The organism is Phyllobacterium sp. K27, assembly GCF_054796155.1.
The window spans coordinates 1413206-1435795 of the sequence record NZ_CM139240.1 but is presented as its reverse complement, the minus strand read 5'-3'; the positions used below and the strand labels follow the sequence as shown (position 1 = coordinate 1435795).

25 protein-coding genes are annotated in these 22590 nt (G+C 51.1%); 15 read left to right on the top strand and 10 right to left on the bottom strand.

The genetic code is table 11. From position 1 onward, the window contains the following. Nucleotides 1–4 precede the first annotated feature (4 nt). Together ACYJL1_RS06965 and ACYJL1_RS06960 are read right to left on the bottom strand one after the other, a co-directional pair. A complete protein-coding gene (locus ACYJL1_RS06965; protein WP_460897652.1) occupies nucleotides 5–1009 on the bottom strand; it encodes an ABC transporter permease subunit in 1005 nt (334 codons plus the stop codon). A 115-nt stretch (nucleotides 1010–1124) separates the two neighbouring features. Next, nucleotides 1125–2732 (bottom strand): ABC transporter substrate-binding protein, encoded by a 1608-nt coding sequence (locus ACYJL1_RS06960; protein ID WP_460897651.1) that lies wholly within the window; start codon nucleotides 2730–2732, stop codon nucleotides 1125–1127. 316 nt (nucleotides 2733–3048) lie between these two features. Between ACYJL1_RS06960 and ACYJL1_RS06955 the strand changes: the two genes are divergently transcribed. From ACYJL1_RS06955 to ACYJL1_RS06935, 5 genes are all read left to right on the top strand, one after another. Beyond that, nucleotides 3049–3810, top strand: coding sequence for a 3-hydroxyacyl-CoA dehydrogenase (locus ACYJL1_RS06955; RefSeq protein WP_460897650.1), 762 nt, complete (start codon nucleotides 3049–3051; stop codon nucleotides 3808–3810). A 127-nt stretch (nucleotides 3811–3937) separates the two neighbouring features. Then, nucleotides 3938–5134 (top strand): hypothetical protein, encoded by a 1197-nt coding sequence (locus tag ACYJL1_RS06950; protein ID WP_460897649.1) that lies wholly within the window; start codon nucleotides 3938–3940, stop codon nucleotides 5132–5134. Then, nucleotides 5131–5721, top strand: coding sequence for a protein-S-isoprenylcysteine O-methyltransferase (locus ACYJL1_RS06945; RefSeq protein WP_460897648.1), 591 nt, complete (start codon nucleotides 5131–5133; stop codon nucleotides 5719–5721). The genes ACYJL1_RS06950 and ACYJL1_RS06945 overlap by 4 nt, the downstream gene beginning before the upstream one ends. Before the next feature lie 209 nt (nucleotides 5722–5930). Next, on the top strand, nucleotides 5931–6428 hold the full coding sequence (locus ACYJL1_RS06940; protein WP_460897647.1) for a hypothetical protein: 498 nt from the start codon (nucleotides 5931–5933) through the stop codon (nucleotides 6426–6428). A gap of 114 nt (nucleotides 6429–6542) precedes the next feature. Then, nucleotides 6543–6929 carry a DUF930 domain-containing protein gene (locus ACYJL1_RS06935; protein WP_460897646.1) on the top strand — a complete coding sequence of 129 codons (387 nt, stop codon included), beginning with the start codon at nucleotides 6543–6545 and terminating at the stop codon, nucleotides 6927–6929. 56 nt (nucleotides 6930–6985) lie between these two features. On the opposite strand, the gene ACYJL1_RS06930 is transcribed toward ACYJL1_RS06935, so the two are convergent. Continuing rightward, complete coding sequence (locus tag ACYJL1_RS06930) at nucleotides 6986–7882, bottom strand: cell wall hydrolase (RefSeq protein ID WP_460897645.1); 897 nt, start codon at nucleotides 7880–7882, stop codon at nucleotides 6986–6988. Between the two features lie 270 nt (nucleotides 7883–8152). Between ACYJL1_RS06930 and ACYJL1_RS06925 the strand changes: the two genes are divergently transcribed. The 3 genes from ACYJL1_RS06925 to ACYJL1_RS06915 all read left to right on the top strand — a co-directional run bounded on the left by ACYJL1_RS06925 (nucleotide 8153) and on the right by ACYJL1_RS06915 (nucleotide 10049). Beyond that, entirely contained in the window at nucleotides 8153–8344 is a 192-nt protein-coding gene (locus ACYJL1_RS06925; RefSeq protein ID WP_460897644.1) for a hypothetical protein, read from the top strand. Between the two features lie 86 nt (nucleotides 8345–8430). Further along, a complete protein-coding gene (locus ACYJL1_RS06920) occupies nucleotides 8431–9210 on the top strand; it encodes a HugZ family pyridoxamine 5'-phosphate oxidase (RefSeq protein ID WP_460897643.1) in 780 nt (259 codons plus the stop codon). Beyond that, nucleotides 9207–10049 (top strand): TrmH family RNA methyltransferase, encoded by an 843-nt coding sequence (locus tag ACYJL1_RS06915; protein WP_460897642.1) that lies wholly within the window; start codon nucleotides 9207–9209, stop codon nucleotides 10047–10049. Before ACYJL1_RS06920 ends, ACYJL1_RS06915 begins: the two co-directional genes overlap by 4 nt. Here ACYJL1_RS06915 and ACYJL1_RS06910 read toward each other — a convergent pair. Then, nucleotides 10026–11069 carry a hypothetical protein gene (locus ACYJL1_RS06910; protein ID WP_460897641.1) on the bottom strand — a complete coding sequence of 348 codons (1044 nt, stop codon included), beginning with the start codon at nucleotides 11067–11069 and terminating at the stop codon, nucleotides 10026–10028. The two genes, ACYJL1_RS06915 and ACYJL1_RS06910, sit on opposite strands and share 24 nt — an antisense overlap. 115 nt (nucleotides 11070–11184) lie before the next feature. Next, nucleotides 11185–11718, bottom strand: a complete 534-nt coding sequence (locus ACYJL1_RS06905) for a DUF1134 domain-containing protein (protein ID WP_460897961.1) — start codon at nucleotides 11716–11718, stop codon at nucleotides 11185–11187. Nucleotides 11719–12049: 331 nt separating this feature from the next. Between ACYJL1_RS06905 and chpT the strand changes: the two genes are divergently transcribed. The 3 genes from chpT (at nucleotide 12050) to ACYJL1_RS06890 (ending at nucleotide 14057) form a co-directional block, all read left to right on the top strand. Continuing rightward, nucleotides 12050–12679 (top strand): histidine phosphotransferase ChpT, encoded by a 630-nt coding sequence (gene chpT / locus ACYJL1_RS06900; protein ID WP_460897640.1) that lies wholly within the window; start codon nucleotides 12050–12052, stop codon nucleotides 12677–12679. A gap of 60 nt (nucleotides 12680–12739) precedes the next feature. After that, nucleotides 12740–13585 (top strand): AraC family transcriptional regulator, encoded by an 846-nt coding sequence (locus ACYJL1_RS06895; protein WP_460897639.1) that lies wholly within the window; start codon nucleotides 12740–12742, stop codon nucleotides 13583–13585. 85 nt (nucleotides 13586–13670) lie between these two features. Further along, the gene (locus ACYJL1_RS06890; RefSeq protein ID WP_460897638.1) at nucleotides 13671–14057 is read left to right on the top strand and encodes a cupin domain-containing protein; all 387 of its coding nucleotides are present in this window, start codon (nucleotides 13671–13673) and stop codon (nucleotides 14055–14057) included. 3 nt (nucleotides 14058–14060) lie between these two features. Here the strand turns inward: ACYJL1_RS06890 and ACYJL1_RS06885 are convergent, their stop codons facing one another. Further along, entirely contained in the window at nucleotides 14061–14921 is an 861-nt protein-coding gene (locus ACYJL1_RS06885) for a LysR family transcriptional regulator (RefSeq protein ID WP_460897637.1), read from the bottom strand. A gap of 88 nt (nucleotides 14922–15009) precedes the next feature. On the opposite strand from ACYJL1_RS06885, the gene ACYJL1_RS06880 reads away from it, so the two are divergent. Continuing rightward, nucleotides 15010–15969 (top strand): quinone oxidoreductase family protein, encoded by a 960-nt coding sequence (locus ACYJL1_RS06880; protein ID WP_460897636.1) that lies wholly within the window; start codon nucleotides 15010–15012, stop codon nucleotides 15967–15969. A 52-nt stretch (nucleotides 15970–16021) separates the two neighbouring features. Here the strand turns inward: ACYJL1_RS06880 and ctrA are convergent, their stop codons facing one another. After that, a complete protein-coding gene (ctrA, locus tag ACYJL1_RS06875) occupies nucleotides 16022–16723 on the bottom strand; it encodes a response regulator transcription factor CtrA (RefSeq protein ID WP_008124398.1) in 702 nt (233 codons plus the stop codon). Nucleotides 16724–17212: 489 nt separating this feature from the next. On the opposite strand from ctrA, the gene ACYJL1_RS06870 reads away from it, so the two are divergent. Next, nucleotides 17213–17599 carry a flagellar export protein FliJ gene (locus ACYJL1_RS06870; protein ID WP_460897635.1) on the top strand — a complete coding sequence of 129 codons (387 nt, stop codon included), beginning with the start codon at nucleotides 17213–17215 and terminating at the stop codon, nucleotides 17597–17599. Nucleotides 17600–17652: 53 nt separating this feature from the next. On the opposite strand, the gene ACYJL1_RS06865 is transcribed toward ACYJL1_RS06870, so the two are convergent. Together ACYJL1_RS06865 and ACYJL1_RS06860 are read right to left on the bottom strand one after the other, a co-directional pair. Then, a complete protein-coding gene (locus tag ACYJL1_RS06865) occupies nucleotides 17653–17949 on the bottom strand; it encodes a GNAT family N-acetyltransferase (protein ID WP_460897634.1) in 297 nt (98 codons plus the stop codon). 31 nt (nucleotides 17950–17980) lie between these two features. Then, on the bottom strand, nucleotides 17981–20098 hold the full coding sequence (locus ACYJL1_RS06860) for a carboxy terminal-processing peptidase (RefSeq protein ID WP_460897633.1): 2118 nt from the start codon (nucleotides 20096–20098) through the stop codon (nucleotides 17981–17983). Between the two features lie 173 nt (nucleotides 20099–20271). Here ACYJL1_RS06860 and ACYJL1_RS06855 point away from each other — a divergent pair, with 173 nt between their 5' ends. Then, nucleotides 20272–20727 (top strand): paraquat-inducible protein A, encoded by a 456-nt coding sequence (locus ACYJL1_RS06855; RefSeq protein ID WP_460897632.1) that lies wholly within the window; start codon nucleotides 20272–20274, stop codon nucleotides 20725–20727. A gap of 85 nt (nucleotides 20728–20812) precedes the next feature. Here the strand turns inward: ACYJL1_RS06855 and sciP are convergent, their stop codons facing one another. Then, a complete protein-coding gene (gene sciP / locus ACYJL1_RS06850) occupies nucleotides 20813–21088 on the bottom strand; it encodes a CtrA inhibitor SciP (RefSeq protein WP_008124404.1) in 276 nt (91 codons plus the stop codon). A gap of 302 nt (nucleotides 21089–21390) precedes the next feature. Between sciP and mnmA the strand changes: the two genes are divergently transcribed. Beyond that, a complete protein-coding gene (mnmA, locus tag ACYJL1_RS06845; protein ID WP_460897631.1) occupies nucleotides 21391–22581 on the top strand; it encodes a tRNA 2-thiouridine(34) synthase MnmA in 1191 nt (396 codons plus the stop codon). Nucleotides 22582–22590 lie beyond the last annotated feature (9 nt).

Genomic DNA, 22590 nt, shown 5'->3' with positions numbered 1-22590 from the left:
CCCCTCAATGTCGAATGCGCGGATTGATCAGACCGTAGAGCAAGTCGACAGCCAGATTGACCAACATGATGGTGGCAGCAATGATGAGCAAAGCGCCCTGAATAACCGCATAGTCGCGGCGACTGACGGAATCGACCAGCCATTTTCCGATACCCGGCCAAGAGAAAATCGTCTCAGTCAGGATTGCCCCGGCAAGCATGACGCCGACCTGGAGGCCAATAGTGGTAACGACCGGGATCATGGCATTGCGAAGCGCATGAACACCGATAACCCGCAATGGTGCCAAGCCTTTGGCACGGGCTGTGCGCACATAATCTTCAGACAAGACTTCGAGCATAGCTGAACGGGTCTGGCGCGCAATTACAGCTAGCGGAATAGTGCCAAGCACAATTGTCGGCAGGATCAAATGACTCACGGCCGACTTGAACGCACCCGACTGTCCCGAAAGTAATGAATCGATCAGCATGAAACCCGTCACAGGCGGGAAAAAGAACATCAGCGAAATGCGCCCGGAAACCGGGGTCCAATGCAATGTATTGGATACGAGCATGATCAGCAGCAGGCCCCACCAGAAGATGGGCATGGAAAAGCCAATTAGGGCCGTCCCCATGATGGATTGATCAAGGAAGGAGCCGCGCTTGATTGCAGCGAAGACACCAGCCGGAATGCCGAGCAGAACTGCAAAAAGAATTGCACAGATTGAAAGCTCAAGCGTCGCTGGAAACAGATTGAAGAACTGATCAACAACTGGCTGCTTGGTCACAATCGATGTGCCGAAATCACCGTGCAGAATACCCCAAAGGTAGTCGAAATACTGAACAATGATTGGCTGATCGAAGCCAAGATCACGCGAAATAGCCGCATGACGCTCAGGCGACATGACACGTTCGCCTGAAAGTAACGCAACAGGATCGCCCGGAAGCATGCGAATAAAGGAAAAAGCAATGATGGATACCCCGACAAACGTCAGAGCCATGACCGCTATCCGCCCCATAATAAATCTGAACATATTGAACCTTCCAGCCACAATCGGTGGCGGTGCTTCCGGCTGCCTTAACGCATTTTCGCTCGGAAGAAAAAAGGGCGCCCGCCTGACGGACGCCCTTCCTACAAGTTTTCAGCTCTTACTCAGTGATGTCTACGCCATCGAAAGCGAAGTCACCAAGCGGGCTCTGATGGAAGCCCTCAACACCCTTGCGCATCGGTACGATTGACAAGGAGTGATCAAGCGTTGCCCATGGAGCCTCTTTCTTGAACACGACCTGTGCCTGCTCATAAAGTTTGGTACGCTCTGCCAGATCGGTGGTTTCTTTAGCCTTGGTAACCAGATCGTCAAATTCCTTGTTGCACCACTGTGCGCGGTTGTTACCGCCAACAGCATCGCAACCAAGCAATGTGTCGAGGAAGTTATCAGGATCACCATTGTCACCAGTCCAGCCGAGAATCGCGGCACCATCTCGGTCTTTAGCCTTGGACTTGTCGAGATACTCAGCCCATTCATAGGACACGATCTCAGCCTTGACACCGACCTTTGCAAGATCCGACTGCATCAATTCAGCAGCGCGGCGAGCATTGACCATGTAAGGACGTGCAACTGGCATCGCCCAGATCTTCATGGATAGATCCTTTACACCGGCATCTTCCAGCATTTTCTTGGCAGCTTCAGGATCGTACTTGTCGTCCTCGATCGCATCGTTGTAGGACCACATTGTCGGCGGGATCGGGTTCTTGGCAGGTGTTGCCAAGCCCTGGAATACGCCGTCAACGATTGCTTGCTTGTTGATCGCCATGTTGAGCGCATGACGTACTTCAGGTTTATCGAATGGCGCTACCAGCGTGTTGTACGCAAGGTAGGCAACATTCAGGCCTTCCTGTTCCATGACCTTCAGCTCTGGATCCGCCTTCATTGCGGCAACATCGCTAGGATTTGGATAAGGCATCAAATGGCATTCACCGGCCTTGAGCTTCTGGTAGCGTACCGAAGCGTCAGTTGTAATCGCGAAAACCAGATCGTCGATCTTCTGCTTGCCATTCCAGTAGTCAGGGTTCGCCTTGTAGCGGATGACCGCATCCTGCTGGTAAGCAACAAACGAGAACGGACCTGTGCCAAGAGGCATCTGATTTAGCTGGTTCATCTTGCCATCAGCCTGAAGCTTGTCGGCATATTCCTTCGACATGATTGAGGAAAATGGCATTGCGACGTTTGCCAGGAACGGAGCTTCCTTGCGCTTCAGAGTGAACTTCACTGTCATATCATCGACTTTTTCGATCGACTGAAGAAGTTCAGGGAAGCCCATACCTGAGAAATATTCCCAGGACGTGCCCGTGACATACTTGTTCCAGGGATGATCTTCTTTCCACTGACGCTCATAAGAGAAAATCACGTCGTCAGCGTTGAGTTCACGGGTTGGCGTGAAGAATTCTGTAGTCTGGAATTTTACGCCGGGACGAATCTTGAATGTATATTGCAGACCATCATCGGAAATAGTCCAGCTTTCGGCGAGCCCGGCTTCTGGTTCAGTTGTACCAGGCTTGAACTCGAGCAAACGATTATAAACCGTGTGGGCTGCGGCATCGAATGTGTTACCGCCCGTATAGAGGCCGGGATCAAAGCCTTCCGGCGATGCTTCCGAACAATAAACGAAAGTTTTAGCTGCGGCTCCACCTGCCATCAGCCCACCTGTCAACATTGCAAGCGCAGTCGCTGCAATGAGTTTCTTGTAGGTCTTCATGTTTTCCACCTTCAGAGGTTTTTTTGTTGCCGGCCCCCTTGCCTGCAACCGAAGCTGCATGGAAGCCTTTGCAATGTCGCAATGCAAGCAGATTTATTCGCAGTCAACCCATCCAGAGAGCCATAATTCACGATTCTGGGGAAACTCGAACACATAAATAGAAAAATAGTGAATTTCACTACAAAACCGTCCACTCACATTTTCAGAAGCCCGGAGATGATACTTACGTATCTTAGACAAAAGTCGCGACTATCAGCTTATGACTTGCCATGATAGGTGCCGTGAACAGGTGTGAAGTTTGTAAAGGAGGCGAGCTATGAATCTTGAGGGACAACCCGCAATTGTGACCGGTGGGGGATCTGGTCTGGGAGCAGCAACAGCCCGTCTGTTTGCAGAAAAGGGAGCAAAGGTTGCTCTCCTTGACATCAATCTGGATGCAGCAGAAAAGGTTGCGCGTGAAATCGGTGGAATAGCCCTTGGCTGCAATGTTTCCAGCGCCAGCGATGCCGAGAACGCCATCCAGCAGATTACGGCAAAGTTCGGCACACCACGTGTCCTTGTCAACTGCGCAGGCATTGCAAATGCCGGCCGTATCGTAGGGCGTGATGGTCCGCATGATCTTGAGCTTTACCGGCGCGTCATTGAGGTCAATCTGATCGGCTCATTCAATATGCTGCGTCTGGTGGGCGATGCAGCCGCAAAGCTCGATCCTCTGGAGACTGGTGAGCGCGGTGTGATTATCTCCACCGCTTCTGTCGCAGCATTCGATGGCCAGATTGGACAAGCAGCCTATGCCTCTTCAAAAGCAGGCATTGCAGGCCTTACCCTGCCTGCTGCACGCGAACTGGCCCGCTTCAGTATTCGCGTCATGGCTATCGCTCCTGGTATTTTCGCAACGCCTATGCTGCTTGCCATGCCGCAGGAAGTGCAGGACTCGCTCGCGGCTTCCATTCCCTTTCCTTCAAGACTTGGCAAGCCAGAGGAATACGCAGCACTCGCAGTGCATATTATCGAGAATCCAATGCTTAACGGGGAAACGATCCGCCTTGACGGAGCTATACGCATGGCACCAAAATAAAGTGGCATTACCAATTATTGCAACTTCTAATCGCTGACGACGTTCTGTTAACGCTGATCATCTAAAATCCTCGTTAGCGAAGTAAGGTAGATCGCAATCATCGGTAAGCGATGAGGAAAGGATGCGGATGTCAATCGTCAAGCGTCTGGTGATTTTACTGCCAGGCTTTGAACATATGCCTGTCGAGGCCCACCATCGGCGCTTTGTCCGCGAGGCAGACAAAACGGCGCCTGTTTACGACATGACTGTCACTGCCCCTTCCCCCCTTTCTGTCAACGCTGCCGAAAACGGAGTTGCCATGGGTCGGTTCAGTTTGGATACTGCGGGCGATGGCTGGTCTGCTCACACAGATTTTGTACTTTACGGTCTTGGCGATATCACGCTGTTTTACGCCTCCCGAAATCCGGTTACCCGTCTGCTGAGCGGATTATTTGCATTACTCGACTTTATAGTCAGCGGCACATTTCTCCGCTTCATCATGACGAGTTGGCGCTATGCGCTGTTCTTTGTCTACCCGCTGCTTGTTCTTGCAGGCATCATGATTGCATCTGTGGGTGCCGGATACCTGATCGACGATGCCTTCCCGCATAGTCCATTTGTCTTGCCAGGAACAAGCCTTTTAGCAGGGATATGTCTGTTCTGGTTCTCTGCTTCAAAGTTACATCTTTTGCTGCTCATGGATGACTGGACATTTGCTCGCGATATGGCACGTGGAAAGCGACCTGATATTATGGCGAAGATGAAGAAAGTCGTTGATCATGCCGCTTCACTGATCAGTGAAGCACCAACCGATACTGAGGTCATCGTTGCGGCCCACAGCCTAGGGGCTATCTGCGCTCTCCCAATTATTGACGAAGCCGTGAAACGCAACAAATCGAGACGCTACGGACTACTCACCGTTGGCTCCAGCCTGCTCAAAGTTGCTTTACATCCTTCGGCGGTTCGCTTGCGCGACTGTGTGTCCAACGTTGCACAAAGCAATACAACGTGGATTGACGCGCAAGCGCTGACCGATCCAATGAACTTTTATAAATCTGATCCGATTAGAGACCTGGATATTGCAAAAGGAAGGTCACCTGTTCTTATGCAGGTGCGTTTCAGGCAGCAGCTTTGCGACGAGACCTACAAGACAATCCGGCGCGATTTTTTCCGCGTACATCGCCAATTCGTATTCGGTGTGGACAAACGGACACGTTATTCGTGGCATGCTATTCTTTGTGGTCCCCAACGTTTTGCAGATATCGCCGCACGCGGGGGATTGCCCTGTGAAAAAGCCCTCTGTTCCACAGATAATCTCAAAATTGTGGGACCTGCCACTACATGATAAGCCTTTCATTCGCTGGACAGGCTTTATGGGCATTTCTGGTTGTCGGTTGGTATCTCTTGCGCCGACCCTTTGATCGCCGCGCTCGCCGAAGCTCACTCACCGTAGATCGCCGTCGCGGAGCAGATACCCTGCGGATGGCTATATCGCTGACTGGACTTGGCGTTGTGCCGGGCATCTATCTCATGACAGGGTTCCCACGGTTCGCATCATATCCTGCGCAACCGACGCTATTTGTGCTGGGCATTATCGCAGGAATCACAGCGCTTGTACTTTTTAGGCTTACCCACAAAGCACTCGGCAAGATGTGGTCAGTATCGCTACAACTGAAACAAGACCATAAACTCATCACAACAGGAATTTACAAACACATCAGGCATCCCATGTATACAGCATTCTGGTGTCTTGCCATTGCACAGGCGCTGCTCTTGCCTAACTATATTGCAGGGTTTGCGGGGATCGCCGGATTTGGCTATCTGTTCTTCTCACGGGTGGGGCCAGAGGAAACCATGATGCGTGAAGCCTTTGCAGAAGAATATGACCTCTATCGTGCACGCACTTGGCGTGTCTTGCCCTACATTTATTGATTGGCCAATGGCTGAAAGATTTCATCGTGCATAAAATCAAATCACCCTGCTTGTCATCTGCCAAAGCATTCCCAACCCTGTTGCTTTCGCTATCACTTGCGGCGTGTCAATCGTCGCCACAATCAACGGCTGCAAGCAGAATCTCGGCATATACTGCAGAGATACCACAATTGACATGTGCCGCTCACGGCAGCGTTAACGGCAATGCCGTGAAACTGACTGCCAATCGGACCACCCTTGGTGATCCCGCCTATATCGAGTTTCGTCAGCGTCTGTCGCCAGGCTTACCGAGTGGCCATCTTTATGTCGTCTTTGGACGGCTTGATTCTCAAGGCAACCCTGTGACACGACAGTATAATGGATTGTTTCCAAAAGGCAGCTTGATTGGGCTCTATGGTGGCGCAATCATTCCCATGCCGGCTGAACTCAAGCCGAATTATGCTGACTGCCATTTTTCAACCGGTGCCGCTTATCGCGTTTCATTGACTGAAAGCCAATACCAACAATTGCTGGGCAAGGTACGCTACAACCTCGCAAATCCACCGCTCTGGAGAATGTTCGGCTTCAATTGCAACAATTATGCAGCCTCTCTCGGTAGTGTTGCCGGCTTGGTCGAACCGGCAAACCGTGCTCAACCTTCTTTTTCCTATATCTATTCCTATATAGAAGCCAATGGAGACAAGGGGCGTAAATCCGCTGGTTCATGAACAAACTTTAATGTTCCAATGGTTTTGATTTCCACAATTTCGTCTTAAAAGCAGCAAACCTCATGGCACTTTGATCTATGACGGGTTACGCGATTACGCTGGAAAGCAAACTTGATGAAAATTATGGGCGCCTTGCTGCTGATCATTGCGATTTCTGCTCCAGCCTCAGCGATGGATAACAGCGCAGCCAAACAGCTTGAAAAGCTTGATCCGCAAACAAGACTCGAGCAGCGGTGTGATCTGGAAGCAATGGAGCGGATCCATAGAGATCCAGTCAAAATGGTTCCAGACGAATTGGTGGCCTATGCTTTTGCTGAGCCCAAGATCAGTGGCGATAAAATCCACTCTGCGGGCGCTGCCTTTCGCAGTAAGGGCGAATGGTATCACTTATCATACACATGCTCGACATCACCCGATCATATGACCATCCTGACATTTCAATACGCGATAGGACAGCTGGTTCCGCACAATGAGTGGGAACATCACTTTCTAGTGCCTTGAAGGGTTATTCTCGTAAATGCATTGCTAATAAAAGGCACGCCACAGCGTGCCTTTTATTAGTTCAGGGCGTTGGGCCTGTCCTGAGCAAGAAGCATTTGACCAATAGCATCCACGCTTTTGCTGTTCGGTGCCTCGTAGGCCAGTATGCCAGCCGGGGCGACTTGAGCTGTCTGCTGTGAGGCTTGTTGCGCCTGCAATGTATGCTCCATCGCCTGCACAGGCGGATCGACAGGAACAGCAACCCTCTCTCCAGCAAAAGCCATCTGCTGTGAAGCCAGATCAGCCTGAGCAACCTGTATGGGCTGCTGTGTAGCAACAACCCGCCCAGATGTTGGCGTGGAAGTCGTTGTCGTTGCGCTCGCCACCTGCGTGGTACTGCCTGCGCCAGAAGTTCTCAAGCTTGCAATATATGCATTGGCGATGGCCTGGCTCGCCTCCCTGGAAGCGATTTCTGCCGAATTATAACGATCGCGCTTTTCATAGAACGCATTGCCACCAGCAACGACTGTGTAGTGCATATTCTTGTAAGGAAACCGCAATCCGGCCGTGTGAAAAAACATCGCGTTTTTGACTTTAGGGTTACGCTTGCCTTTCAGCACGGCATCAGCAGCAGCTTGAACGTCCGGGAGCGCCGATGACTTCATCGGGCGCGACAAGACACCTGGCGCAAACTGGTTCTTGTGGCCGACAACGCTGCATATGGAATTGCCCCACTTGCCCGCGTCGAGCCGATTCATAACCACTGTCCCAACAGCTACCAAGCCATCCTGGCTTGAGCGATTGGACTCAAAGAACATGGCCCGCTCAAGGCATTCCTTGTCCTTGGGCGTATAGGCGTAGTTACTGGATCTGGTCTGTGACGTCGCTGCTTCCGGCTTGATTTTGCTGGTCTGCTGCGCATTCTGTGTCGTGCAACCACTTGCAAGGGCTGCCGCTGCTACTAGTCCCGCCACTGAGTGGAATTTCCACTTACCGCCGATCACGAAGCAATTCTCATCGCTGTTTTTCCTGCTGGTGAAGTTGAGCACAGAATGATGCCATTTGGGGCTAAACAATGGCAACAAAACACAATCTTAAAGACGTTCCATCTATCTAATTGAAATTATGCGCCTATTTTATCCAATGCAATAGCACGAAATTCCTAATAATGGCATAATTAAGAATTTGTTTACCAGTATCGGGTTAATCTTTACGCAGTTAAATGAGGTCCGAAGGGCAGACCCATGCGTTCCAATACACCACGGTACGATACGCGCGAATCCCTCATGGACGCCTTGCGTGAGTTGATGTCATTGCAAGTGGCAGCCGAGGATGTCGCACCAGTCCTTTGCACGATTGGACCAGTCGATCTCGATCTCCTTGCAGATTGCATGAGAGATGCGGGGCTCAACGATAATCACGCAATCGCCGCCTGATTTCAATCGCTACTCTCCACGTTAAGACTTGTTCCTCCCCAGTTCACGCCTTATCAATCAGACACACAGCTGATGAAGGATATGATGTGACCGAGAAGATGGATGTTTTGCGCGAGATGGATGACAGCGCGATCCGGCTCATACGCCGTTTGATGCGAAGCGCCCGTCATGCGGTTATTGCGACACTGGAACCCAATACCGGCAATCCCATCGCAACACGTATTGGCGTTTCCACGGACCATGACGGTACGCCTATTACCTTGGTTTCTGCCCTTGCTGCTCATACACCTGCTTTGCTGGCCGATCCGCGGTGTTCGCTTTTGGTCGGCGAACTTGGCAAGGGCGATCCCCTCGCCTATCCTCGTATGACAGTTTCAGCAAAAGCTCGCGAAATCACTAAAGGTACGGCTGAACATACCCGCATCGAATGGCGCTACCTTTCACATTTACCAAAATCAAAACTTTACGTTGGCCTCGGCGATTTTCGGTTTTTCCGCCTTGAACCAGAGAACACCAAATTGAATGGTGGCTTTGGCCGCGCTTATCAATTGGACGCAAAGGATTGGTTGAGCTTAAGCCCTGTGAACGCAGAGCTTGCTGCAGCAGAAAAGAATGCCGTCAACCACATGAACGAAGATCATGCTGATGCGATCGCGTTATATGCTCGCTACTATGCCAAGCTGGCGGATGGAAAATGGCGTATAACCGGCATTGATGCGGATGGATTTGACATTGCAGAAGGCGATGAAGTGGCTCGTATATTTTTTGAAAAGCCACTGGAGTCAGCAAAAGATATGCATATGACATTGGTGCGTATGGCTGGTGAAGCACGCGCCGGGTTGGAAGCGGAACAGGCATCGACGTGAACGAATCTGCTAATCCAGACGACTGGCTGGAACGGCGGATTACCCGCATTGCCGATCCTGAAGATGAGCGACTTGCGCCCTATAGAAATGTCAGGGAGCGTGATCTCGTGGGGCGCGAAGGGCGCTTCATCGCAGAAGGAAAGGTCGTTCTCAATGTGCTTCTTGCCAATAAATCATTCGCCATTGAATCCCTGCTTGTGATTGAGAACAGGTTGGCTGGCCTCAAGGAACAAATCGACCTATGCCCGGCCAGCGTACCGATTTATTGTGTCTCTCGCACAACGATAGATGCGATCGCCGGTTTTCCCATGCACAGGGGAATTTTGGCTGTCGGGAGACGAACAAACCCGCTCTCGGTACAAGCTTTGATAGGCTCGCTTCCCGCGACAGCTTTAATCGTTGTGCTCTGTGGCATATCCAATCACGATAATATGGGGTCGATTTTCCGCAACGCGGCAGCTTTCGAAGCAGATTGCATCGTGATGGACGAGACAAGCTGCGATCCACTTTACCGCAAAGCAATCAGAGTGTCGGTGGGTGCTGCACTCAGGGTTCCTTTTGCACGCCAAGGCCAGATCGAAAAGATCATTGAAGCATTGCAGGAAGCCGACTTCACCCTTTTTGCTCTCAGTCCTTCCGGATCAGTCAGCATTAACGCCGTGCAGCCGACGCAAAGAACGGCGCTCCTGCTCGGCACCGAAGGTAAAGGTCTGCCTCCAGCACTTTTGCAACAGCTGCAAACGGCCAGGATTCCGATGTCGGTGAATTTCGACAGCCTTAATGTTGCAACCGCGTCCGGAATTGCTCTCGCGCGGTTAAGCCGTTTTTCCAGCTTGTGAGGCCGCATGCTGAAGGGCACGTATTCGATCAGCAAGACTGACAATGACATTGCCGTTTGAATCACGCACTCCTACAGTGCCTGTACCGTTTTTACCCAGCAACTCGTCAATGAGCGATTCTGAACCTTCCAACTTCGCAGTCATTGCTATAACTTGCGCAGCCAGATCGTTCATTTGTTCCCGCAAGACATCGCCTTCCTGGGCCTGAACAAAGGCCTGTCTACCCCGTGGCACATTACCGGTCCCTGCTGGCTGATTTCGTTTTTCAGCCAAGACCTTGCGCAAACGCTCATTTGCACGTTCGACATCCTTTTCACGTCGTGCAAGCTTGGCTTCGCTATCCGTAAACTGTCTCAGAAGAGCACTGGCCTGTTTATCCAGTTCGGACCGCTGCCTGATCTCCTGCTCGAGCGAGTTGCGCAGTGCTTTCAATTCGGTTTCAGCCTTGCGTTTCTGTTCATCGCTGTTTCGTTTGTCTTTACGTGCCGTCATGAGATCATCGGAAAGGTTATCTATACGCGTCGATTGAGCCGCAAGCTCAATCTTCAGACTGTCTGAATTCGTCGCAACACTGGCCAACCTGCGATGCAGGAGTTCCAATTCTGCCGCACGCTGCTCAAGCAGCTTTTCTTGTGCTGCGCTCGCGGCCGACAGTTTATCAGTGTTTTCCTTGCCCGAGGCCAATATTGTCTCAAGCTCGGAAATTCTTTGTTCGCGCTGCTCCAAGTCCTGAGCAAGTTTTCTTCCGAGCCTGTCCTTTTCGCTCACCTCCGCAAGCAGCCGTCCCGCCTTTTCCTGCGCGTGCTCCAACATAAGTTCAAGCTTCCGGTGGGCCAAGGCATGTTCAGCCCGCAAACCATCACGCTGCGCCTGTATCTCATTTAAGGTAAGTGGTATTTCGGCTTCAACACGTTTGCGGGTCAGGTAGGCCGCACGGCGCCAGATTGGCGGAACCACCAGCAATGCCAATAGAACGGCAGCCAGAAACCCAAGAGCAAAATAGAGCGCGGTCTGGATCACTATAAAGTCCTGTCAGAGGTCTTCTCGACACAATCTTACTATCAGTCAGCTGTTTAAAACACAAAGGCGCGAACTGGATTGCCCGCGCCTTGGCCTTAAAATTCCATTTTACAAATCAAAACGGATTCCACGTTGCTGAGGGAGTAATCTTCAGATAGCCGACATTGACACCCAGACGCGCTCCAACACCAGTCCTGATCGGTACGAGAAGGACCTGATTGCGTTTAAGGACATTGAACCCAACGCCCGCAATGAGATAAGCTGAGCCAGCCACACCAACAAAACGGCCATAGAGGTTCTGCACATCGTCAAGATTATAGACGAGCATCATGACCCGCGATCCCTGACCACCGAAATCCCAACCGATGGAGGGGCCTTGCCAGAAGGTTTTGTGATCACCAGCGTTTTTTGTGTAGAGCTGGCCTTCGCCATAGGTCAGACCGCCAATAATCGCACCTGAGCCTTCCTCACCGAGGACATAGCCATTTGGTAGACCATAACTTTGAAAAACCTTCTCGACGGCTGTAGCCAGACCGCCGGAGGTCGAACCGAAAAATCTCTGACCGGAATTGACAATTTCGTCCATCGAATAAGTGTTCTGCGCGTGCGCCGCCTGCGCCTGCACAAAAAACAATGACACCACGGTCATGAGAAGGAGAAAGCCACGATTCAAAGACAAGAGTAGAGACGCCATAATAATTCCTTTTGGTGTTCGCTCATTGTCTGACGCCTGATTCGCAAATCTGTGTTTGCGTTAACCCTATTTAAGACAGCAAACCTTGTATAAAAGTTTATGAATTGATCTTGGCATTTCAATGGCTCGTTAAAATGACTTTTTTTATGTCTTTTGGTCCGACAGCCATGACGTTCTTGCCCATCTGCATCGCCCTCTGTATCCAGAAGAACATGAGAATCAAGTGATTCGCGACTGTGATTCGCGGGAACTTGGAACCACAAAACTAATTTTCAGGAGACCCCTTATGACATTGCCCGTCATCCTTTCGGCAACGGACCTCGGAGCGCTCCTTTCCAGCCGCATCTGCCACGACATCATTTCGCCCGTTGGAGCCATAAACAACGGTCTTGAACTGCTTGAAGAGGGTGGCGCAGACGAAGATGCGATGAACCTGATCAAGTCGAGTGCTCGCAGTGCTTCTGCCCGTTTACAATTTGCCCGCATCGCCTTTGGTGCTGCCGGATCGGCAGGAGTACAAATTGATACGGGCGACGCTCATAATGTTGCAGATCAATATATGAAGGGTGAAAAGGCCGAACTGAGTTGGGAGGGTAGTCGTGTTCTTTTACCCAAAAACAAAGTCAAATTGCTGCTTAACCTGATCTTGATCGCCAACGCCGCCCTGCCCCGTGGCGGCACTTTGTCAGTTTCGCTTCAAACACCGGAAACAGAGCCGCGCTTTGTCCTCACCTCACGCGGACCGATGCTTCGCGTGCCGCCAAAATTTCTTGAGCTTCACAGTGGCAAGGTTCCGGAAGAAGCGATCGATGCGCACGCTGTCCAGCCTTACTACACGCTTTTGCTGGCACAGGAATCCGGCATGACTATTTCCATTCATGCGACACCGGAAGAAATTATTTTCACAGCAGCATAGTCATTCGGGCCGCAAAGCTTGCCTCGTGCAATGACGCAAGCTTTGCGTTATTTGTGATCTATGAAAAACAGTGCTGGAACAGGCGTAATTCATAAAGACAGACGCTGGCGTGATTGGATCCAACTCGCCAATGATGCAGTCGAAATTGAACGCCTGGAAGCCTATTTTTCCGGACGCGGATATGAACGGCACAGGCATGATACCTATGCCATAGGCTATACGATTTCCGGCGTTCAAAGCTTTCACTATCGCGGCGCCCTGCGTAATAATTTTGCGGGTTCGACCACCATGGTGCTTCACCCCGATGAAGTGCATGATGGGCAGGCTGGCGCCGATGATGGCTTTCATTATCGCATGGCCTATGTCCATCCGGCACAAATTCAAGATGTGCTTGGCGGTAGGCCGCTTCCCTTTATCAAGGACGGCATTTCAACCGACCCACGGCTTTATCAGGCGACCGCTGCACTTCTGCCCTCACCAGAACACCGGTTCGAAAAGCTGGAATATGAGGATGCGATTTTTGACCTTACGCAGGCCCTCAATGTTGCGGCTGGGTATGCTCAACCGCACAAGGCTCGCATTATCGACTATAAAGCCGCAGAGAGAGCGCGTGACTACCTGGAAGCGGAGCCGACAAATGCCACAACGCTTCAGCGTCTAGAAGAAATAAGCGGGCGCGACCGTTGGCGCCTATCTCGGGATTTCCGTCTTCTTTATGGAACGAGTCCGCATCGTTATCTCGTCATGCGCCGTCTTGCCCGTGTACGGGTCTTATTGCGCAACGGAACAAACGCCGCACAAGCTTCAGTTGAAGCAGGTTTCACCGATCAAAGCCATATGATCCGCCACTTTACGAAAACCTTTGGTGTCTCGCCTGCTCGATGGGTGTCTATCCTCGGCCAATAACGCATTTTCCATTAGATGCACAAACGTACAATATTTGAAATTGCCAAAGCTCTATCTTCTACCGATCCGAAATTGGAGCGTGAAGATGGCAGATATAGTTTCAACCAAATCCTATAATTCGATCAATTTAGCCGAAAAGCTCACGCTTTTTAGCGAACAATGGCAGCCGAAAGTGGTTGCCGAGATCAATGATTACCAGTTTAAAATCGTCAAAATTGAAGGCGACTTCATCTGGCACAACCATGCGGACACGGATGAGGCGTTCCTTGTTATCGATGGCGTGCTGCGGATCGATTTTCGTGACGGCCATGTCTTGGTAAAGCCCGGCGAGCTTTTTGTTGTGCCCAAAGGCGTTGAGCACAAGCCTTATGCAGAAAAAGAGGTCAAGATGATGCTGATTGAACCGCGCGGCGTGCTGAACACCGGCAATGAGGACAGCCAACGCACAGCGCAGAATGACGTCTGGATTTAAGGATTAACGTACTGGACAGGCTTTGCTGATAATATCGACAAGGAAATTCATAACCAGCCGAATCGCTGGCACCTTCCTGAGATCATCATAGGTGGCAAGCCACAAATCGCGAACCGGTGGCGGAACAGTGGTCGGTAACTCCACTAACGACTGATCCGTATCACCCATAAAACGGGGCAATACCGCTGCACCAACACCGGCACGTGCGGCCTCTTGCTGTCCGAACAAGTCACTCGCCTGAAAAACGATGGAACGCCCTGCAAGCATCCTTCGTAACCAGACCTGTTGGTCGAGGTGATCCAGTGCCGCATCATAGGCAATGAACTTCAAGCTACGCGGGGGTGAGCCAGCCACAGCAACTGTTGCATACAAACCGAAATGCATAGCGCCGACGCGCCGGATCAAAAGCTCCGGTGCCTCCGGTTTTACCATACGGATTGCAATGTCGGCCTCGCCCCGATCAAGGGCCACATTTTGCGTGGAGCCTGACAATACCAGCATTATGTCGGGATTCGCTTGATGGAATGCCGCCACGTGCGGAGCAATCAGCTTTGCCGCAACAGCCGGCGGCGCACTTATTCTCACCGTTGCAATTGTCGACTGGGCCAATTTTTGCACAGCACGATCCAGAGCGTGAACCGACTGCTCCATACTTTGGACAAGTTGTGCAATTGCCAAGCCATCACTTGTTATGCGCGTACTGCGTGGCAGGCGTTCAACTAGCCGTAAACAAAGCACATTTTCAAGTGCTGCAACGCGGCGACCAACAGTTGCATGATCCACCCCCAGTTCCCGCGCGGCAGCGGACAGTGAACCCGTTCGCGAGAGAACTGCAAAATAATGCAAATCCTGCCAATCCATCATTTGTGAATTATTGCACATGCAATGTGAAATTTCACCGAATTTTCTCACCCTTAACATTCTGGTTTTGTGTGCGGAAAGGAGACCTCGTATGTCACTCGTTGTGGAAATGTCCGCCGCCGGTGGGCCAGACGTATTAACCGCTCAAGAGCGCATCATTGGCGAACCGGGGCCAGGTGAAGTTCGCATTCGCCAAACGATTATCGGTGTCAATTTTGTAGATATTTACTTTCGAAAAGGGCAATACCCAATTCTTGATCTGCCCGCCGTTTTAGGGCTGGAGGGTGCCGGGATTGTCGAAAGTACGGGGAAAGGTGTGACACTGGTTAAAACCGGTGACCGGGTGGCATATACCGGTATGCCGCTTGGCGGCTATGCAGAAGTAAGATTGTTGCCAGAAACAAGGCTCGTGGAAATACCCGACAACATCCCTGATCGCGTTGCCGGAAGTACCATGCTGCGGGGGCTTACCGCCTATATGCTTTTGCACAAGGTGCATAAGGTTCGCCGAGGAGACTGGGTGTTGGTTCACGCTGCTGCCGGCGGGCTTGGTCAAATAGTCACCCAATGGGCCAAAAGGATGGGGGCAAATGTGATTGGAACGGTCGGCTCTCATCAGAAGATTGCTAAGGCTCGGGCGGCTGGCGCCGATGAAGTCGTTCTCTATAAAGAATCAGGCTGGTTCAATGAAGCCCGAAAGATCAGTGGAGGCGTACACCTTGTCATCGACGGGATCGGTGACCCGACCTTGGCCCAATCATTAAAAACTGTTCGTTCCTTTGGCATCGTTGCCAGTGTCGGGAACGTAGTCGGTACAATCTCGCCGATTGATATTGCAAGTCTGGGCAATATTGCACTCATGCGGCCAAGCGTGATTGCCTCGGTCAATGATCCTGAATTCTATCGTGAGGGATCGAGTGTCCTGATGGAAGCACTTCAGGACGGGCTGACCAATCCGATTGGTGCCGAGTATGCCTTAAAGGAAGCAGCCCAAGCGCATATGGATTTGGAGTCTGGAAAGCTGACAGGCAGTGTAATTCTCAAAGTATGAAAACAAAACGGCTCCGCCTAGAGCGGAGCCACTTGCATTTTAATCAACTGTATCAGGCGATTTCGCGAAGATCAGCAGCATCCGGTTCACGCAGAACATAACCGCGACCCCAGACCGTTTCGATGTAGTTGATGCCACCTGAAGCGTTATCGAGCTTCTTGCGCAACTTGCAGATGAAGACGTCAATGATCTTCAATTCTGGCTCGTCCATGCCACCATAAAGATGGTTGAGGAACATTTCCTTGGTAAGTGTCGTACCTTTGCGGAGCGAAAGAAGCTCCAGCATCTGGTATTCCTTGCCGGTCAGGTGAACGCGCTGTCCCGTGACTTCTACAGTTTTCGCATCCAGATTAACGATCAGATCACCCGTGGTGATGACCGACTGAGCATGGCCCTTGGAGCGACGCACGATTGCATGGATACGAGCAACCAGTTCGTCCTTATGGAATGGCTTGGTCATATAGTCGTCAGCGCCGAAGCCGAGACCGCGCACCTTGTCCTCAATACCAGCCATGCCGGAGAGGATAAGAATTGGTGTTTTTACCTTCGACAGACGCAGGGTCCTCAGGACTTCATAACCGGACATGTCCGGCAGGTTGAGGTCGAGGAGGATAATGTCATAGTCGTAGAGTTTGCCGAGATCGACACCCTCTTCGCCCAAATCCGTCGTATAAACATTGAAGCTTTCCGACTTGAGCATCAATTCGATGCTCTGGGCCGTTGCACTATCATCTTCGATTAAAAGAACCCGCATATCATTCCCCTTTTCCCGCCGCTGAAATGGGTTGCCCAAAACCCTAGGTCAGGCAATCCCGAGTCAGGTCGCGAAACAAGCCGTTTCCATAACGTTAAGATTGCCACCGAATGGTTAACAAAATCTAATTCCGCTTTGCAAGTGTCTTTGACTCATAAATTAAAAATCACAGACACCGCATTGATTCATAAGGTCAACTCGCCGCTAAAATACCATCAGCCAAAGCATCAGGTTTTCCACCTAAGCGATTCTTTCGACTCAATAAACTTGCCGCTTCAAAACTTGATGCATCGGTTTACAGAGCTTTAAGTCTTAAGGCGTATGATTAATGCTGAACGTAAAGGAAAGGTTACCAAGTGGGCCTGCCTTTAAGTTTTTGTTTCATTTTACCCAAGTGATTCGGGTCGAATGAGGCTGGATGAGCGCCAGGAAGGGTTTCACAGCGCTCAGAGTACCAGCTTTTGGTGAAGCGTTACGGGGGTAGTAAATATGAAGTCGCATGAAGGTTTAGTACGATTGAAGCTTTTTCAGGTTAAGGAAAAGCGTCGCCAACTCGGCCAGCTGGATCTAATGATGGGCGAATTCGAACGTATGGCTGCCGAACTGGATGCCCAGATAACGTCTGAAGAGACAAAAGCTGGCATCACCGACACCACGCATTTTGCCTATCCGACATTCGCAAAAGCTGCGCGGCAGCGTCGCGATAATCTTTTTGTATCGATCAGGGATCTGAAGAATCAGAAAGATGAGGCCGAAGCTGCACTTGTAGAATCGGAAAAGGAACTGGCAAAGGCCGAAGCGCTCGAACAGCGGGACGGCAAGCCAAGAGATATCGAAGAAGTTGTCGTGCCCGACCGTCGTGCAATGATCGGTTGACCCGGAGACATTTTGATAGAGTTCGGCTGCCAGCGCGAATCTATCAAAACGTCTCATTTTTGCTGAATCACATCAGCCCATTCTTCGTGCCTGAGCGACTGGGCGCGCATGAATGGGCATAGGGGAATAATCTTCCACCCACCTGCCCTTGCGTCTTCAACTGCGTGTAATGCCAAAGCCTGCCCCACGCCTTGACCACGCAATGCATCGGGCACGGCCGTGTGGTCAACAATTATGAGCTTCGGGCTCGCCCGCGAATAAGCCATTTCAGCTTTGTGGCCGGAGGCTGTTGCTATGTAGCGACCTCCGCTACCGGCCTCGTCTTTTTCAATTCTGATACTTTCAGACATTCAAATCCTCGTGGGTTTCGGGCAAGTACAATTACTGCTTTACAGCCTTCCCAGCCGTGCTTGACGAACCGTTCATCAGTTCAGAGAGGTCAACAACTATGTGGGCGGACTCTTCAAGCAACACGTCCTTGGCATTTTTCAACGCTTTTTCACTTGCAATGTCCGCGCTAAGGCTGCGCTCATTGGCCTGCAGTCCATCTTCCTGAAAGGCAGCATTGAGCGGCGTAGAGCCGTCAGCTTTCTCGCGCGCTTTGATACGGCTTAACTGCTGCTCGCGCTCAATACGTCGTTCTGTTTCGTTGAGCGATATCGCTTTTTGTTTACGACGGCGGTCCAGTTCAGCTACATCTTCGACCAGACGCTGAAAATCCTCATCCTTGGCCACGCGTTTATCATGAAGGCTCTGCACCTCAGGCAGCACATCCTTGATGTCGCCAAGCTGCTTATAGCTTGCCTTTTTGATCTGAAGCCACGGCAAGGCATTGTCGTAACTTGCCTCGCCCATACTTCCAAGATCTGCGAAACCCGGCAGGCTGATATCCGGTGTGACACCTCTTAGCTGCGTGGTACCGCCATTAATTCGAAAGAATTGAGCGACGGTCATTTTAAGCTCGCCGAACTCAGGTTTCGAGTTGCTGGCTTCCTCGTCAAGATCCACCACGGTTTGCACCGTACCCTTGCCAAAGCTTGGCTCACCAATGACGATGCCACGACCATAGTCCTGAATTGCTGCTGCGAAGATTTCCGAGGCAGAAGCCGATCCGCGATTGATCAAGACGCCGAGTGGTCCTGTCCAGGACGCCGAACGTGTATCAGAACCATTCACCCTCACCTGGCCATCATGATTTCGCTGCTGAAGTACAGGTCCCTTGCCGACAAAGAGACCTGTCAATTCTATTGCTTGTGGCAACGACCCGCCGCCATTGTTACGCAAATCGACAATAACGCTATCAACATCCTCTTTCTTCAATTCGGTCAACAGCTTGGAGACATCGCGGCTGGCGCTGCGATAATCCTTGTCACCTCTGCGGCGCGCATCGAAATCTTCGTAAAAGGTCGGTAGCGTAATCACGCCGACCTTATTGGTTACATCTCCGTTCTTGACCTGCAACACAGTCTTTTTCGCCGCCTGCTTCTCCAGATTAATTGTATTGCGAACAAGACTGATTTCGCGATGTTTGCCATCTGGTCCGGCATCGGATGGAAATATGTTGAGGCGAACAACAGTGTCTTTTGTGCCTCGGATAAGTTTTACAACATCCGGAAGCGGCGTTCCGACAACGTCGACCATTTCACCGCCCTTGCCTTGTGCAACGCCGACGATCCTGTCACCCACACCCAATTGCCCGGATAACTGAGCCGGACCACCTGCAACAAGCTCACGAATGGTCGTGTACTCTTCACGCTCCTGCAAGACAGCTCCGATTCCGACCAGCGAAAGGCGCATGGAAATATCGAAATCTGACGCCGCCGTAGGTCCAAAGTAATCCGTGTGAGGCTCTATCGAGTTTGTGTAGGCATTCATAAATATCTGAAAAACATCTTCACTTTTGTACTTGTAGACGCGGGAAAGCGAATTGGCGTAACGCTTTCCGAGTGTTTTGCGGATGGTTGCATCATCATTTCCAGCCAACTTCAGACGTAACCAATCATTCTTGACGCGTTTGCGCCATAGATCGTGACTTTCCGCTTCGGTCTTGGGCCAAGGCTCATCATCCCGAATAATTGGAAAGTCTTCCTTGACGCTAAAATTAAAATTTTGCTTCAGCAAGTCACGGGCATAATTGAGACGTTCAACCACGCGCTGTTCGTAAAGATTGAAAATAGTGAAAGGGATCGTCAGATCCTCACCATAAATACCGTCATCAAGCTTGTCTTTATCGGCATTGAAGACATCGATATCAGCTTGCGAAAAGAAAAATTTCTCCGGATCAAGCGACTTGATATAACGATTAAGGATTTTCTCTGATAGCTCATCGCCCAGCGGTACAGTTTTGTAATGATACTGGATCAGAAACTGCGCGCTTAAATGCGCAGCTTGGGCTTGCTCTGTCAAAGGCTTCAGTACCGGTGGCGCCCCGCTCTCTAGGGCAAAGGCAGACGTTGCCAGTCCAATGAAAACCAGTAGAAAGCCGATTTTAGTGCGCATATGATTTTCTATCCAATATCTGTGCTTATAAAGACCGCATCACGTCTGTATCGCGTTTGTTCACGTTCGACCAGAAATTAAAGGCGCACAAGCCGCCAAAAATTACGTTGCTTCGGATAGATCCAGCCATGCTATGCCATAGCCTTGTAGGCTAACAGGAAACTCTGTTGTTAATGCGATCAATCGTTCCGTTACTTTTGTTTGTTGCTACATTCACATTGGCGCTTGGACTGACCATGCCCCTCATGAATGTCAGTAAACTCTATTTCTTCGAAGAAAACCCGTCACTGCTCAGCATCATACAATCTTTATGGGGCGGCGGCGACCAGCTACTCGCGATAATTGTCGCACTCTTTTCAGTGGTTTTGCCAATCACAAAACTTGGAGTGACCCAAATGGCTACTATGCAGACTGCTCCAGCGACGCGCACATGGCACCATTGCGTAGCGTTTCTATCAAAGTGGTCTATGCTGGATGTGTTACTGGTAGCATTGGTGATTTTCGGCGCTAAAACAAGCGGTCTCGCCACGGCGATTGCTCAACCCGGCCTCTGGTTTTTCACCATATCAGCCATCGTATCGGCTATCGCCACCCATTTCATTGTGCGTAAAGATACCAGAACTGGCTGACGGATTGCTTAGACAGAACATAAGTAATCAAAAGAAAAAGGCTGATCGCAAGACCAGCCTTTTCCATGTTTATAGGCACCATCATCTAATGACGATATTGCTGTATCCGGGTCGTTCGAAGACCTGCCAGGCCGTGATCGGAGATCGACGACTGCCAGGAAAGGAACTCTTCCACCGTCAGCGTATAGCGTTGGCAAGCTTCCTCAAGACTGAGAAGACCGCCGCGTACAGCGGCAACCACCTCCGCCTTGCGGCGAATTACCCAACGCCGCGTGCTAGCGGGCGGAAGATCGGCGATGGTCAGCGGGCTGCCATCCGGGCCGATTACATATTTTACTCTCGGTCGAACAAGATCGGTCATTGTACTCTCTACACTTAACTTCAAGACCTATCGCAGCCGACATTACATGCAGGGCTTTAATAATTGACTAAACACGTAGTCATTCTCTGGTAACTTCGGTTAATAGAATTATCTTGTTTTTGTTAAACTTCAGTCCAGCTCCCCAAGCGTTTGATCAAAGTTCTGGACAGGTGGACGAAACAAGCCTCCACGGAAAAAATAGTTGTGATGGCGGTTCCTGTTGGCAGGCTGTCTGATTTCACCTATATAGGGCGAATATCAGCCGTGCGCCTTTATGCCGCTGCATCCAATTGGAATTGCTTATGACACTGAACAGTCTCGATCTACCGGCCCGTCCGGAAGACACCCGTATCGTCGTTGCCATGTCCGGCGGCGTGGATTCCTCTGTTGTCGCGGGCATTCTTAAACGCCAAGGCTATGATGTTGTTGGCGTAACCTTGCAACTTTATGATCATGGTGCCTCGACTCATCGTGCCGGTTCCTGTTGTGCCGGACAGGATATTGAAGATGCCCGCAGGGTTTCAGAGCGCATTGGTATTCCCCACTATGTGCTCGATTACGAAGCACGTTTTCGCGAAGCCGTTATTGACCCTTTCGCCGCAAGCTATGTCAGCGGCGAAACGCCGATCCCATGCGTCTCCTGCAATCAGACTGTTAAGTTTGCCGATCTGTTGCAAACAGCCCGTGATCTCGGTGCCGATGCCCTTGCAACTGGTCATTATATTCGCAGCCGCGCAAATGGTGCGCATCGCTCGCTTTTCCGTCCGGTCGATACCGACAAGGACCAGAGCTATTTTCTGTTTGCGACGACGCAAGAACAAATCGACTATTTGCGCTTTCCGCTCGGTGGAATGACCAAGGCGGAAACGCGTGCCATCGCGGAAGAACTGGGCCTGACCGTTGCCAATAAGCAGGACAGCCAGGACATTTGCTTCGTTCCTCAGGGCAAATATTCCGACATTATCTCCAAGTTGAAGCCAGAAGCTGCAAACCCCGGCGATATTGTCCATATAGATGGCCGCGTCCTTGGACGTCATGAGGGAATTGTCCATTATACCATCGGCCAGCGTCGCGGCATTGGCGTTGCCACCGGCGATCCGCTTTATGTTGTACACCTTGATGCAGCCAATGCGCGCGTTGTCGTTGGACCACGCGAAGCGCTTGAAACCCGAAAGGTCTATCTGCGTGACGTCAACTGGCTTGGCGATGACGCGCTGGCCAATATTCCTGAAAGTGGTGTGGAACTTTATGCCAAAGTCCGTTCAACACGCCCGCCTCGTCCTGCCGTTTTGCATCACCAGGCTGGTGAAACATGGGTAGAGCTGGCCGATGGAGAAAGCGGCATAGCACCGGGCCAAGCTTGCGTGCTTTATTCCGACGATAGCAATACCGCCCGCGTTTATGGCGGCGGCTTCATTGGCCGCTCCGAACGCGCGCCACAAGCAGAGGCAATGCTCAAGAAGCTGGCCGAGCAAAGCAGTCAGCACGCCTGATCACACCGC

Excerpts from the sequence above, each read along its gene's own strand:
- ACYJL1_RS06890 (WP_460897638.1), top strand. The coding sequence starts at position 13,671 with ATGGCAGATATAGTTTCAACCAAATCCTATAATTCGATCAATTTAGCC.
- mnmA (WP_460897631.1), top strand. The coding sequence starts at position 21,391 with ATGACACTGAACAGTCTCGATCTACCGGCCCGTCCGGAAGACACCCGT.
- ACYJL1_RS06865 (WP_460897634.1), bottom strand. The coding sequence starts at position 17,949 with ATGTCTGAAAGTATCAGAATTGAAAAAGACGAGGCCGGTAGCGGAGGT.
- ACYJL1_RS06955 (WP_460897650.1), top strand. The coding sequence starts at position 3,049 with ATGAATCTTGAGGGACAACCCGCAATTGTGACCGGTGGGGGATCTGGT.
- ctrA (WP_008124398.1), bottom strand. The coding sequence starts at position 16,723 with ATGCGGGTTCTTTTAATCGAAGATGATAGTGCAACGGCCCAGAGCATC.
- ACYJL1_RS06885 (WP_460897637.1), bottom strand. The coding sequence starts at position 14,921 with ATGATGGATTGGCAGGATTTGCATTATTTTGCAGTTCTCTCGCGAACG.
- ACYJL1_RS06935 (WP_460897646.1), top strand. The coding sequence starts at position 6,543 with ATGAAAATTATGGGCGCCTTGCTGCTGATCATTGCGATTTCTGCTCCA.
- ACYJL1_RS06905 (WP_460897961.1), bottom strand. The coding sequence starts at position 11,718 with ATGACCGTGGTGTCATTGTTTTTTGTGCAGGCGCAGGCGGCGCACGCG.
- ACYJL1_RS06895 (WP_460897639.1), top strand. The coding sequence starts at position 12,740 with ATGAAAAACAGTGCTGGAACAGGCGTAATTCATAAAGACAGACGCTGG.
- ACYJL1_RS06880 (WP_460897636.1), top strand. The coding sequence starts at position 15,010 with ATGTCACTCGTTGTGGAAATGTCCGCCGCCGGTGGGCCAGACGTATTA.
- ACYJL1_RS06950 (WP_460897649.1), top strand. The coding sequence starts at position 3,938 with ATGTCAATCGTCAAGCGTCTGGTGATTTTACTGCCAGGCTTTGAACAT.
- ACYJL1_RS06855 (WP_460897632.1), top strand. The coding sequence starts at position 20,272 with ATGCGATCAATCGTTCCGTTACTTTTGTTTGTTGCTACATTCACATTG.
- ACYJL1_RS06925 (WP_460897644.1), top strand. The coding sequence starts at position 8,153 with ATGCGTTCCAATACACCACGGTACGATACGCGCGAATCCCTCATGGAC.
- ACYJL1_RS06860 (WP_460897633.1), bottom strand. The coding sequence starts at position 20,098 with ATGCGCACTAAAATCGGCTTTCTACTGGTTTTCATTGGACTGGCAACG.
- ACYJL1_RS06965 (WP_460897652.1), bottom strand. The coding sequence starts at position 1,009 with ATGTTCAGATTTATTATGGGGCGGATAGCGGTCATGGCTCTGACGTTT.
- ACYJL1_RS06870 (WP_460897635.1), top strand. The coding sequence starts at position 17,213 with ATGAAGTCGCATGAAGGTTTAGTACGATTGAAGCTTTTTCAGGTTAAG.
- ACYJL1_RS06945 (WP_460897648.1), top strand. The coding sequence starts at position 5,131 with ATGATAAGCCTTTCATTCGCTGGACAGGCTTTATGGGCATTTCTGGTT.
- ACYJL1_RS06960 (WP_460897651.1), bottom strand. The coding sequence starts at position 2,732 with ATGAAGACCTACAAGAAACTCATTGCAGCGACTGCGCTTGCAATGTTG.
- sciP (WP_008124404.1), bottom strand. The coding sequence starts at position 21,088 with ATGACCGATCTTGTTCGACCGAGAGTAAAATATGTAATCGGCCCGGAT.
- chpT (WP_460897640.1), top strand. The coding sequence starts at position 12,050 with ATGACATTGCCCGTCATCCTTTCGGCAACGGACCTCGGAGCGCTCCTT.